The following is a 13,198-nucleotide window of genomic DNA, read 5'->3' on the forward strand; positions in this document are numbered from 1 at the left end:
GCCCCCGACGCACAGGTACCGGAGCACTTCGATACTTCAGTACTTCATTACTTCAATAATTCAATACTTCAATAATTCAGTACCCAACCGGAAAGGCGAATCATGAACAAGACAGTGGCCCTGGCGGCAGCCAAGGGCGGGGTGGGCAAGACGACTTCATCCATGTACCTGGCGGCGGCGGCTGTCAGGAAGGACCCCGAGGCGAGGGTGAGGGTGTTGGCCGCCGACCCACAATCCTGCGCGGCCAGGTGGGCGCTGGAGGCCCAGGAGTCCGGCGACACCCTCCCCTTCCTGGTCCAGGACGCGAAACTGCTGGACGTGGAGCGGCTGGACCGCGACGGATTCGAGGGCCTGACCATCATCGACACCCCTCCGGCCGGGGCCATCGCCGTGGCCGCCGTCGAGGCCGCCGACTTCGTGGTGGTCCCCTCAACCGACACCGAGCTGGACCTGCAACAGGCATGGAGCACCCTCAACGGCATCCGCAACAGGGTACCGGCCGCCGTCCTCCTGTGCCGGACCGAACCACGCACCAGGCTGTACCGGGCCGTGACGGAAGCGCTCAGCGCCCAGCACACGCCCCGATTCGATGCCGTCATCCGCAAACGCCAGGCAATCAAGTCATGCATGGGAACGGCTCCCGGCAAACTGTATGAGTACGCGCAGGCATACGGGGAACTCGAAACAATGATGAAGGAGATTCCGGCATGAAACACCAACTGATATTCCAGGCGGCCTGGCTCACGACCGTGTTCGCGGCCTACATGCTGCTCAACTGCCTACTGGGCGTGTGCCTGGCCTTGCTGTGGCGATGGGTGGACGACCCCCTTCTCAACGCCATCGAGGCCATCATGACCAAGGTCATCAACCTTATTGCCGTAGCAGGCCTTGTCTACGGCGAATACCTCCACTTCACTGGAAGGCTGTTCTGATGAAGGATCTGAACTTCACCCCCGTATCCGTCCACGGCACCGACGCGCAGGCCCTGGGAGAGGCCTTCTCCGCCGAACCCGACCCCTCCCCCACCGCCAGGCCGGCCGCCGAGCCGGAAACCGGCCCCTGGGTGCAGACCAGCATCAAAATGCGCGAGGGGACACGACGTGCCGTGAAACTGCACGCCTTGGAACACGGCATACACATGCAGGAGGTTATCGACATCGCCCTGCGCAACTACCTGAACAGTAACGAATTACCGAAGTATAGAAGTACCGAAGTATAGAAGTACCGCCGGCCCCAGGACGACGGGTCGGGAAAAATCGGGTTTCCCCGGTTTTCACCGATCCGCGCAAGCCTGAAGAAGAACTGAGCGGCCCAGGCCGAGAAAGAGGAAATCATGAAGAAGGAACACACCCCAGGGGAGCAGGAGACCAGGACCCCATCCGAGATGGAGGACACCCAGACCATTCCAACGCCCGAATCCACGGGATATGCAAACGAAAGACCCGACTGGAAGACGATTGCTCAGGGCATCTTCCTCCGTATTTTTTTCCAACTGTTTGTAGTGTCCCTCTTCCTTTTCGGCATCGGGACATTCCTAACCAACTCAAGCAGAGAACAGTGTTCCAGAGCTGCGACCAGATTGGAGGAGGCCTCTGCATCCAGGGCAGACCTCTGGACGAAGGCCTGGGCCGTCAACTCCCATCAGGTCAAGGATGCCAGGACGGTGGCCGACATGACCGAGGCAGTCAAGGATGCCGGCGGCATCAAGCCCGAGATCATCAAGTGTGATGCCTCTGCGAATTGGTGGCAGCTTGATGACACCGCTTTTGAAGGGAACGCTCTGGACCGCAAGTACGAGGAGCTGGACAGGGCCGCTAAGGCGGTTCTGGCCTCCAGGGACGCGAAGGACCTGGATGATGCCCGCGCCGACCTGGGCATGAAGGAAAAGGAGGCATCCAGGCTACTGAGCGACAGCGACGGGAAAGTGGAGGACAACACCACCCGCGAGGCTTTGCAGAAGGCCATCATCCTGGCCGACCTGTCCAAGGGCAAGATCAGGTACTGCCGGGATGCGTACGATTCGCTCCAGGCCGCCATCGACCAGGTGAACGCCTCCATGCAGGCCAAGACCCAGGCGGACAAGCAGGCCGCCACAGAAATATAGAAGTACAGAAGTATCGAAGTACTGAAGTATAGAAGTACCGAGGACCCCAGGACGACGGGTCGGAAAAAAAATCGGGTTTTTTCTCGTTGGGACCCGTTTTTTCTCCGATTCGTGCGAGTCTGGAGAAGAACTGAGCGGCCCAGGCCGAGAAAGAGGGAATCATGGACAAGGAATACGCCCCAGGCGACCAGGGCACGAAAGACCAGTCCGATACAAGGGAACCCGATACGATCACGTCATCAGGCGCGGATGATAAAAACAACGCGCGGCTTCGCAAACTCAATCAGGACCTCAAGGCAAAACGCGAGGCACAACTCAGGAAAGAGAAGACCAGGAACAAGTTGGATGCGATCAGGGATTGGATCCTCCGGCTCGCGTTGGGGTGCGGTGTGATTGCGGGCATGGGCTTTGGTACTTTCTTCGTTTTTGACTGGGTGCAGCATACCGAGGCTGTTGAGCGGTGCTCTGTGGCCGTGGCGCGTCTGGAGAAACCGGCCGGTGGTGCAGCCGCGAGGACGGCACGCTACCAGGAGGCCGCCGCCATCAGTTCCGATCAGGTCAAGGATGCCAAGACGGTGGTGGACATGGCCAGGGCCGTCAAGAACGCCGGCGGCATCAAGCCGCAGCCGGTCAGGTGCGATGCGTCCATGACGACCGGGGAGCTGAAGGCCGCCGCCGACAAGGCGGAGGATCTGAACGGCAGGTACGGCAAGCTGGACAGGGCCGCGAAGGCGGTGCTGGCCTCCCGGGACGCGAAGGACCTGGACGACGCACGCGCCGCCCTGGCCGCGAAGAAGGAAGAGGCCTCCAGGCTGCTGGGCGACAGCGACGGGAAGGTGGCGGACAACGCCACCCGAGAGGCCCTCCAGAACGCCATCACCCTGGCCGGGCAGACCAAGGGCGGCAAGGCCAAGGCCTGGCGTGATGCGGCCGGTCCGCTCCAGTCGGCCATCGACCAGGTGAACGCCTCCATGCAGGCCAAGGCCCAGGCGGACCAGCAGGCCGCAGAACAAGCCGCCCAGGCAGCGGCACAGGCAGCGGCTCAGCCCGTCCAGCAGGCGGCCCCCTCCTACGGCGGCGGGTACACGCCCTCCTACCGGCCCTCCTACGGGCAGGGCGGCGGAGGCGGCGGCTGGTCAGCCCCCGCGCCGGCCGCACCCGCACCTTCAACACCACAAGGAAACAGCCAGAGCTGGAATGACTTTCTTAATGAGCCTGATAACTCAATGCATGGTTGTAGGCCGGATGGCGGCTGCGGCATTGGGTGATTGATTAAAGATGTGCCAGCGGGACTGACACCTACCAAGTACTCGATCCCGCTGGCTTTTACTGTGGACGACCATAAGGCCGTCCCCTTCATGATATCGGAAGGGAATTAATAATATGCAAAAGTCAGGGAAGATCAGGGCCTGGGCCGGTCGGCTCCGGCAACTGGACTCCGGGGCGATACTGCGCAAGGGCCTTGCCGCCGTCGTGGCGGGGGCCTCGATGATGGCGGGTGTCCCCGCAGCATTCGCCGGTGGCGGTGCTGGCAATTCGGACGGCTCCGGCGGCGGGGTGATGGCCACGCAGGTGACGTGGGCCTACCATGATGCGGATGATGGCGCGTTCGGCCCCGCTGCGGATTTGAACAGTGTCTACAATGCGTTCGCCCGGATGGGGGTCACCATGCTCCCGGGCGGCGTGGCCCACGCGCAGAAGGCGTTGAACGAAGCCAACGCCAACTGCTGGACCCGGTTCAACGAGGCCCACCCCGACCAGTTCGGCCAGGGGCAGTGCCGCGTGACCGGCGTTGGTGTCATGACCGGCCCCAGCAAGCAGTTCAGCGGCGAGGCCCACCACCTGAAAAGCGACTGGATAAGCGCCTGGATGAACACCGTCCGTGGCCAGTTATACAGCAACAACGGTGCAACTTATAAGCACAATTCGACCTTTACCGATCAGCCCGGTACGTCGATTGATTCGCTGGTGGATCAGTATACGAGTGATTCGACCAGTATTGTCGTGGTCACTTTGAATCAGTATGAGCCGATTCCTGCGGATGTTCCGCCCGCTGCGCCGTCGAAGTCGGTTCAGCCGGGTACGAGTGCGGATTCCATGTCCAACCATACGAAGGTGTTCACGGGTACCGGCCGGGGTGTCAAGGCCCTGGTCATCCGGGATCTGTTCTTCCCGGAGGGTAAGCAGTATACGATCGAGCGTCAGCGCGTCACGGATTTGACCGATGGCCGGGATGTGTCGGGGCAGTTCGCTTTCGGCACCCCGAACGGTTCCACGCCCGCCGGCGATCTGGCGACGGCGACGTGGACGGGTGGCCGTCTTCCGGATGATCATGAGCTGGTGTATGAGCTTGATGTTGTGGTGCATGGGCCGGAGACGGGCCGTGTGCGTGATACGGGTTCGGTGTATTGGAAGGGTTCGTCCGTCGAGGTGGACCAGGAGACCCCTTCGGGGGAGTTTCCGACGTGGAAGCCCAACCCGGACAAGTCGTGGGTGTTGTGGAACGGCGCGGCCGGCAAGTGGGACGCGGTGGTGGATCCTTCGCGTTCGGATGCGACCGGCGGTGACGGGCATGTGTTCATGGACGGCGACCGTGTGGCCGGTGTGGTGAACGCGACCGTGGACCCGGATCTGGTCGAGGTTCCCGGGGTGTTCGTGCTGACGGATGATTGGTCGGCTGCGGATTACCTGGTCGATCAGGACGGTCGTGACGCTATCCGCGTGTATGAGGCTGATGCCGCTGCGGGTGCGGACGGCCATTATCGTCAGAGCAGTGTGGACGACATCACGGCCGTGGGTCGGGATGTGACCGACATGTTCGACATCGAGGTGTCCGCAGGGCGGGCCACGGCCACGGCCAAGCAGGCGTACCGCGACCGGCTCAAGGGCATGGGCGGCGGCCTCCAGGTGACGATGCTGGTGCCGTTCACGGTGAACTTCGCCAACGGCAAGGGCGCGGAGCAGGTCCGCAAGGACCATGGGCGCAGGCCGGGCGACGAACTGACCTTCTGCGCCGGGACCCCGGGTGGCCCCGCGTTCGTGAACAAGGGTTCCGAGCGGGTCAACGGGCAGACCGTGGACACCAACGAGCCGGGCATCTGCGGGTACGTGCCCCCGGTGAGGAAGGACGTGGTGGCCGAGGCCAGCCAGGGCGGCGACCAGGCCAGCGTTGACGGCAAGGTGGTGCATCCGGGCCAGCGGGTCGAGTACCAGTTGACCACCCAGCCGAAACTGCCCGACCTGCTGGCCTACCAGGGCGAGCGGGTCGTGCTTACCGACGTGTACGACCGGTGGCTTGAGGTGGACAAGCAGACGCTGGAGATCATGGACCTGGGCGACGGGCGCGTGGTCGCCAAGAACAGGTACCGGACCGTGTGGGACGACGACGCGCACATGGTGCAGGTCGTTTTCACCGACCAGGCGCTCATAGGCCAGTGGAGGGCGGGTGGCAACCCCCGTATCCAGGTGCGTTTCGAGGGCACGGTGTCCAAGGACGCCCCCACGGACACCAAGGTCGGGAACCGGTGGATGCTGACCATCAACAACAGCCTGACCCCGAGCAACGAGGTGTTCAACACGCCCCCGAAGATGGACCCGTCCAAGCAGGTCGTCAGTTCCAAGGACCAGACCATCAGCATCGACGGGAAGACCCTCATGCTGGGCGACACCGGCGTGTACCGGGTCACCATCGACGCGCTCCAGGCCGACACCGCGTACAGGGTGTGGAGGCTGGGTGTCGTGGACGACTTCGAGGAGGAGTACCTGGGCATCGACCCTGCGGGGATCGAGGTCCAGGGGTCCGACGGGCGCGACCACACCAAGGCGTTCAACATCCAGGTCAGGGACGGCGTGGTGTACGCGTTCGCCAGGACCGTGGACACCGAGATCCCCGCCACCGGCATGACCGCCAAGGGCGACCCCCAGCCGTCCGACCTCAAGGCCTACGCCGAGTCCGACAGGTACGACCCGCTCAGGGACCCGGCCATCGATCAGGCGCTTCTCGGCCGCACCTACGTCCTGGTGGTTCCCTTCAAGGTCATCAAGGTCGAGAAGGGCCACGTGGTGAAGAACGAGGCGGTCCAGGTCACGAACTCCGTGCGCAAGGCCACCAACCAGGTGCACACCCCCCTCGCCCCGCTGAATCCGGCCAAGGACGTGGTGGTGAAGGTCAACGGCGAGAGTTCCAACGGCAAGAGCATCTACAAGGACGGCCTGTTCCTGTACCGGCTTGAGAGCAGCGTCCTTCCCGCCGACAGGGCCTACCCGCAGACCGACCAGTGGCGCATCGAGGACCAGCTTGACCCGTCGGTGGACCGGTTCACCGGCCAGTGGGCGGTGTACGCCAGCCGGGACCTGTACCGCAACGGCCACCCCCTGGCACGCCAGGGCGAGAAGATAGCCGGCTCCGGGATGGACACCTCCCTGTTCGGCGGGGACCTGTTCACCATGGACCAGGACCAGACCGGCAAGGTGACCTTGCGTGCCACCCCGGCCTACCTGGCCCTGGTGTCCGCGTCCGGTGACCGCGAGGTGGGCTGGGTGGCCTACATCCAGTGCCAGCGCATAGCCACCACCGACCGGCATGAGAACAGGTTCACCGAGTACTACCAGGACAAGGAAACCGTCTCCAACGTGGTCTGGACCCGCACGCCGGACATGACCCCCCGCCTGCGGGTGGTCAAGTTCGATACCGCGTCCGGCATCGAGGAGGGCGACCGCAACGACCCCTCCCAGGCCCTGACGGTCGATGGGGACACGGATATCACCGTCCGCGTCTTCAACGACTCGGGCATCGACCCGGAGACCGGCACCGGCCCCGTCTTCCTGGGCCGCGACCTGCGGCTTGACGACCGCACCGTGGCCGGTGACGGCCAGGTGGTGGACTGGCGCTACCCCGACGGGTGGGCGGAACACCGGCTCAAGCCGGGCGGGTACGTGGACATCCACGGCACCCTGCGCGGTGTCACGGACCACCACACGGATCGCGTCAAGGCCACCGGCACACCGCTGACCCCATGCCCGGTCCCGGCCGACAACGACCCGTTCGGCCAGAACGGTCCGGACACGGCCCAGGCACCCAAGGATGCCGTTGTCATCGACGGTGTGGCCATGTGCGGGGACACCACCGTGGAATCCAACACCGACGACTGGAACGGCAGGGTCGAGGCCCTGGCCGACACCGGCTCCAACGTGGCATGGATCCTGCTGATGGCCCTCATGCTGACGGTCGTCGCCGGTGCCGCCCTGGGAGGCGGCCGGTGGCTGCAATCCCGCCGTCTCCGCACCGCCTCCGTTGCCGGCGGCCAGGGCACGGCCCAGCCGGACGACCGGCACATCCCCGGCTCCAGGTGAGCCACACGGTCCGCGCCCCCGGCGGGGTGCGGACCCCCTAACACTTCCCGCCCGATGTTCCTCTTTCGGGCGGGATTCCATCCCCGTGGCCCTCAGTTCAAATCTGGCCACGGGTCGGCGGAGGACCGGTGACTTTACCCCCCTTCTAACGGTCGCCGGTCACTCCGTTTTCCTTCTCTTGCACACTTCATGTGCGATACACGCTAGGAGTAGTCATGTTTCATTCATTACACACCGTCGCCTTGCCGGCCTTGGAGGCGGCCCGTTCCGTGCACCTGTGGGCCAAGGCCCTGCCGTACCGGATGGCTTCCGACGTAGTGCTGGCCGCAGATGCCCAGTCAATCTTCAGCGATGTGAAAGGCATCATGGTTACCTGGGTCAGCATTGGCGGGGCCCTCTGGACCGTATGGGGAGTGGTCGCCATCGCCGGTGCTCTCAACGACCAGAACGGCCCGGAGCTCAAGCAGGGCGTATGGAAGACCATCGGCGGGATCATGGTTATCGTCGCCGCCCAGCTTTTCTCACACGTGGTCTGATATGGAGGGGATGGTTCTGGCCAGCGGCATGGCGGACACCTGTGTATCCCTGCTGAACGCGATAGGGTCCGGGGTCGGGGATGATACGGTCAACCAGCTGCTGCTGAGTCCGATTCAGTACAACAGGGGCCTGTACGAGGCAAGCACCAACATCGCCAACTGGGCAGTGAAGCCCGTGGCCATGATGGTGTTTGCCGTGGTGATGCTCCTGGAGTTCGTGCGCATCACCTCCACCACGGAGGGCGACAGCGAGACGGGGGCCAAGCTTGTGGGAGTGACGATGTTCAAGGGGTCGCTGGTGGTGCTGGCCATCGGGTCGGCCGATATGTTCGTCAAGCTCATTGATTACCTGGTGGGTCTTATGACCGGCAAGTTCTCGGATGTGGCAAAGCTGGAGGCAGTGCAGCAGGCGGCCGGCCTGGGGGACCAGATGCGCAAGCCCATCGAGGACGGGGGATGGGGCACGCAGGTGGCGTGCATCGTCCTGTTGATCATCCCGTTTGTGGTCTCGAAGCTGGCAGAGGTAATCGTGTCAGTGGTCATCATGCTGGTGTTCGTCCAGTTCTACATGCTGACATGTTTCAACGCCTTGCCTCTGGTGTTCCTGTGCCATCAGGAGACCAAGGCGATAGGGGTGAGCTATTTCAAAAGCTACGCGGCCGTGGGGGTGAGGGGCGCGTGCCTGTGGCTCGGGATCTATCTGTACCGGGTGATGGTCAAGGGGGTCATGGGCGCAGGCAGTTACCAGGAGGGCGACTCGGTATCCGGTTGGATCGTCGGCAATTTCGGCCAGCTGCTCATGGCCAGCCTTCTGCTGCTCGGGATGGTGCTGATCGCCCAGCAGACCGCCCGCGCCATCACCGGCGGGGAGTGAAAGGAGACACTGATGTTGCAAATGCCCGTGTACCGGGAGGTGAGCACGGTCGAGCCGAAGGTGTTCTTCGGTATGACCTGGAGGCAGTGCCTGGCAGCCGGTCTAATGACGACGCTGGGCATACCGCTGTATCTGCTGCTGTGGCTGAAACTGGGCATTCCCAGCGGACAGGCCAACTGGGTGGTCATGCCCATCGCCCTGCCGCTGGCCGCCTATGGATGGTGGCGGCCCAAGGGGCTGAAACCCGAAAAGTATCTCGTATACGTGATCCGCCACTGGACCACACCCCGGACCCTGCTCCAGGATGGTCCGGCCGCCGCGCCGGCTTCGCCGGCCAAGCCAAGCATGAAGGAGAGGTGAGAGTTTTGTTCCCTAAGGAGAAGAAGGGCCGCGACCGCCAGAAGGAACCGGCCAAGCCAGACAGGAAAAAGCAGAAGACGGCCAAGGAGATGCTTGGCTTCGATTCCATGCTGAAAAACGGCATTGCCTACCTGGGAGACAACCGCTGGTCGGTGTCGTTGCTGATTGAGGACATCAACTACGAAATGGCCCCGGAAGACCACCAGCTGGACATCATCGACCGCTGGGCCGGGGTGCTGAACGGTTTCGGCGCGGGCGAGAGCCTGCAAATCAATGTGCATTCTCGCACCAAGGGCGTGGAGAAGATGCTGGAGGAGTGCGAGATGCCGGACCGGGGTGACCCCTATGACGTGCTCAGGCGGGATTACAACCGTAACCTGCGGCATTTGCTCGGCTCGGCCACCAGCAACACGGATACCGTGAAGACCCTGACGGTGAGCATCGAGGAAAGCGACCCGTCCAGGGCGACCACGACCCTGAACCGTGTGGCCATGCGGCTCACGGCGCAGTTGAATGGTATCGACGGCTGCAAGGCCACCCGCCTGCTCCGTGCGGACCGCCTGCGTCTCCTGTCCGAGACTTTGCGCCCCTATGACGACTTCACTTTCACCGAGGAACGGTTCGCCGATTCCCGCACCAGCGCGAAGGACTGGATCTGCCCATGGTCCGTGACCCGAAAGGACCCCAAGACCCTGGTCCTGGAGTCAATGGGGCGGCAGACCTGGCATAGGTGCCTGTGGATAGGCGAGTTCCCGCCAGACCTGTCGGACCAACTGCTCAGCGACATAGCGGGCATCAAGGCCCACATCGAGGTGTCGGTGCATCTGGAACCCTATGACAAGAATGAGGGCCTGTCCATCGTCAAGCGACGTGATGCCGAACTCGACATGGAAATCGGCGACCGACGGAAGAAGGCCGAGAAACAGCACCTGCCCCCGGATATGATCCCCGCCGACTTGCAGGAGGACAAGGACCAGATCACGGCGTTGAGGGCCGACCTTCAGCATTCGAACCAACGGCTGGTGAACACGATCATCGTGGTGGGGGTCAGCGCCGACAGCAGGGAAGCCCTGGATCAGACGGTGAAGGACGTGGTGGCCGCCGCCGCCCGTCAGTCCTGCAAAGCCGAAACCCTGACCTACATGCAGCCGGAGGGCCTTGTCGCGGAAATGCCGCTGGGCCACGACCCGTTGCCGATGAAGCGCACCCTGACCACGAACGCGGCGGCCATCCTGGTCCCGTTCTCCTCCAGGGAGGCCTACACCCCCGGGGGCATCGTGTACGGCAGAAACTCCAGGTCCGGTAATCTGATCTCCCTCGACCGGCGGCGGCATATGAACGCCAACGGGGTGTTCCTGGGAACGTCTGGCGGCGGCAAGAGCTTCACCGTCAAGGCTGAAATGGCCGGCGTGGTCCTGGGACGGAACGACGACATCATCGTGATAGATCCCGAACGCGAGTACCTGCCGCTGTGCGAGGCTTTCGGCGGGTCAAGGATTGAGGTGAGCGCCGGGGGTAGGGACCGCATCAACCCCATGGACCTGGAACTTGACCTGGACCCTTCGGATGTGGTCGATGTGGTTGCGGAGAAGGCCGCGACCGTCACCAACATGGTGGGCGGACTTCTGGGCGGCCGGAACGGACTCGATAAGGTCGAGCTTGGCCTTGTGGACCGGTGCGCCATGGCCCTGTTCCGCAAATTCCGCGACACGGGAGGTGAGGGGGAACAGCCCACGCTCCTGGACCTGTATGAGGCGCTGGAGGCCACGGGCGAGGCCAAGGGGCACGACCTGGCCATCGGGCTGGAGCAGTACGCCAGGGGCAGCCTGTCCGGATTCAACGGGCAGACGAACGTGGATCTGGGCAACCGGTTCACGGTCTTTGACGTGCACAACCTGAGCGGGGAGCTAATGACGTTCGGCATGATGGTCATCATGGACCAGGTGTGGAACCGGGTCAGGAGCAACCGCGCCGCCGGCAGGCGCACATGGCTGTATATCGACGAGTTCCACCGGTTCTTCAGGAACGTCTACGCCAGCGAGCAGTTCCTGGACATCTGGAAGAGGGCCAGGAAGTACGGCCTCGGGGTGACGGGCATCACCCAGAACATCGAGGACATGCTGGAGGACGATTCGGCCCGCAAGATGCTCTCCAACTCGGATTTCCTGGTTCTTCTGGACCAAACGCCCACCGACGCGGATGCCCTACAGGACCTGCTGAAACTCAGCGACGAGGAACGTACCGCTTTCACCGGGGTCCTCCCCGGCCAGGGCCTCATGAAGGTGGATTCGGCCTATGTGCCGTTCGATGGCCGGATTCCGAGTGACGGCGAGCTGTACAGGCTGTTCGACACGAAGTTCGAGGACTGATGGCCGGCGAGTCCAAATCCGGCGAAGGCCCTTCCCATGTGCTCCGTTCCAGGCTGCGCGGAGCTGGGGCGCGCAGAGCCGGCCTGGCCGATGCCATCAAGAAGGGCCGCCTGTCCATCACCTCGGACATTCGGAGGGGGAATCTCTCCGGACACCGCAAGCCTACCCAGCCGGGGACGGGCGCGGGACGGAAGGCATCCCGCCCGTCTGCACGTGGCCGGATACGCAGCTGGTCCGACTCGCTGTCCAGGAAGGGCCGCAAGGCGGCGAACAGGAGCGGGGCGGCCATTCAGGCGGGCGCATCCGACAGGAGCGACGGGGCCGAGGGCGCAATCGCCTTGCAGACGGGCCGCGGGATATCGAAACTGGCCACATCCGGTGTCCGCAGGTCGGGCGGGGTGGCCGCCTCGGCCGGCCGGGCCTCGGGCCGGAGGATGGCCACTTTAATCCGACGCGGAGGGTCGGCGGCCCGCCGTTCGGCCGGCCAGATGCGCAAGGCTGCCGAACAGGCGGCGGAGGCGACCGGGAGGGCGGTGACGCGGCTGGCGGCCCGTGTCGGCCGGACCGCGCAGGCCGTGGCCGGAGCCATGGGCGGGCAGGCGATGATCGTGGTCGCCGCAGTCATGGCCGTGGCCCTGGTGCTGGTGGCGGCCATGACGTGGATGGCCACCAGCCGGCAGCCGAAGATATCCAATGTTCCGGCCGAGTACCAGGCGGATGTGGAACGGGCCGGGACGGTGTGCCCGGTCATCACCTCCCCGCTGATAGCCGCGCAGATCGAGGCTGAGTCCGGCTGGAACCCGAATGCCGGCTCGCCGGCCGGCGCGCAGGGCATCGCCCAGTTCATGCCGGGCACCTGGGCTTCCGTCGGCATGGACGGGGACGGGGACGGCAGGGCCGATGTGATGAACCCCCATGATGCCATCTGGACCCAGGCGCACTACATGTGCTCCCTGGCCGCGCAGATGCAGTCGCACCTCGACCAGGGCCGGGTGCGCGGCGATGTGGTGGACCTGGCCCTGGCCGCTTACAACGCCGGCTCCGGCGCGGTCCTGTCCGCAGGGGGCATCCCCCCGTATGAGGAGACCCGAAAGTATGTGGCGCGGATCAGAAGTCTCATGGTCAAGTACCAGGGGGAAGGCGACGACGACGATTTCGGGGGCGGCACGGGGCAGCTGGTACCGCCGCTGGTCATGTACTCGGATGGCTGGCATGTGAATGTGCCCGCCACCGGCACGAATGAGGGAGCGGCCCCCACCTACGACAGGTTCCAGTGCACCTGGTGGGCGGCCATACGGAGGGCGCAGATCGGCCGGCCGGTGGATCCATTCATGGGTAACGGCGCGCAATGGGCGGGCAAGGCCCGCTCGCTGGGATGGCAGGTGTCGTCCAAGCCCTCGCCGGGCGATGTCATGTGTTTCCAGGGCGGCGTGCACGGGAGCAGCCCCATTTACGGGCATGTGGCCGTGGTCGAGGCGGTGAACGCGGACGGGTCGATCATGATCAGCCAGTCCGGCACGGGCTGGATGGCCGTGGTCACGGAAACCATAAGCGCGGCCCAGCTTGCCGGTTTCGGCGGCGGGGTCTCTTTCATCAGGTAAGG

Annotated in this window: 11 protein-coding genes; all 11 read left to right on the forward strand. The window is 64.1% G+C overall.

Going from position 1 to position 13,198, the window contains the following annotated elements; genetic code table 11:
• Positions 1 to 102: 102 nt before the first annotated feature.
• The 11 genes from H3V08_RS06215 to H3V08_RS06265 all read left to right on the forward strand — a co-directional run bounded on the left by H3V08_RS06215 (position 103) and on the right by H3V08_RS06265 (position 13,196).
• Positions 103 to 711 carry a ParA family protein gene (locus H3V08_RS06215; RefSeq protein WP_198181961.1) on the forward strand — a complete coding sequence of 203 codons (609 nt, stop codon included), beginning with the start codon at positions 103 to 105 and terminating at the stop codon, positions 709 to 711.
• Entirely contained in the window at positions 708 to 932 is a 225-nt protein-coding gene (locus tag H3V08_RS06220; RefSeq protein WP_198181963.1) for a hypothetical protein, read from the forward strand. The genes H3V08_RS06215 and H3V08_RS06220 overlap by 4 nt, the downstream gene beginning before the upstream one ends.
• Entirely contained in the window at positions 932 to 1,219 is a 288-nt protein-coding gene (locus H3V08_RS06225) for a hypothetical protein (protein WP_198182165.1), read from the forward strand. The genes H3V08_RS06220 and H3V08_RS06225 overlap by 1 nt, the downstream gene beginning before the upstream one ends.
• 114 nt (positions 1,220 to 1,333) lie before the next feature.
• Positions 1,334 to 2,104, forward strand: coding sequence for a hypothetical protein (locus tag H3V08_RS06230; protein WP_198181965.1), 771 nt, complete (start codon positions 1,334 to 1,336; stop codon positions 2,102 to 2,104).
• A 161-nt stretch (positions 2,105 to 2,265) separates the two neighbouring features.
• Positions 2,266 to 3,372, forward strand: a complete 1,107-nt coding sequence (locus H3V08_RS06235) for a hypothetical protein (protein WP_198181967.1) — start codon at positions 2,266 to 2,268, stop codon at positions 3,370 to 3,372.
• A 115-nt stretch (positions 3,373 to 3,487) separates the two neighbouring features.
• Complete coding sequence (locus H3V08_RS06240; protein ID WP_198181969.1) at positions 3,488 to 7,456, forward strand: LPXTG cell wall anchor domain-containing protein; 3,969 nt, start codon at positions 3,488 to 3,490, stop codon at positions 7,454 to 7,456.
• 215 nt (positions 7,457 to 7,671) lie between these two features.
• Positions 7,672 to 7,992 (forward strand): hypothetical protein, encoded by a 321-nt coding sequence (locus H3V08_RS06245; protein ID WP_232340157.1) that lies wholly within the window; start codon positions 7,672 to 7,674, stop codon positions 7,990 to 7,992.
• A gap of 10 nt (positions 7,993 to 8,002) precedes the next feature.
• A complete protein-coding gene (locus H3V08_RS06250; protein WP_198181971.1) occupies positions 8,003 to 8,866 on the forward strand; it encodes a hypothetical protein in 864 nt (287 codons plus the stop codon).
• Between the two features lie 12 nt (positions 8,867 to 8,878).
• Positions 8,879 to 9,226: a PrgI family protein gene (locus tag H3V08_RS06255; RefSeq protein ID WP_232340159.1), complete on the forward strand. Its 348-nt coding sequence runs from the start codon at positions 8,879 to 8,881 to the stop codon at positions 9,224 to 9,226.
• Between the two features lie 5 nt (positions 9,227 to 9,231).
• A complete protein-coding gene (locus tag H3V08_RS06260) occupies positions 9,232 to 11,595 on the forward strand; it encodes a VirB4-like conjugal transfer ATPase, CD1110 family (protein WP_232340433.1) in 2,364 nt (787 codons plus the stop codon).
• Positions 11,595 to 13,196 (forward strand): lytic transglycosylase domain-containing protein, encoded by a 1,602-nt coding sequence (locus H3V08_RS06265; RefSeq protein WP_198181973.1) that lies wholly within the window; start codon positions 11,595 to 11,597, stop codon positions 13,194 to 13,196. Before H3V08_RS06260 ends, H3V08_RS06265 begins: the two co-directional genes overlap by 1 nt.
• The last annotated feature ends 2 nt before the right edge of the window (positions 13,197 to 13,198 follow it).

Origin of the sequence: Bifidobacterium sp. M0307 (assembly GCF_016100445.1) — a bacterium.
Classification (GTDB): Bacteria; Actinomycetota; Actinomycetes; order Actinomycetales; family Bifidobacteriaceae; genus Bombiscardovia; species Bombiscardovia coryneformis.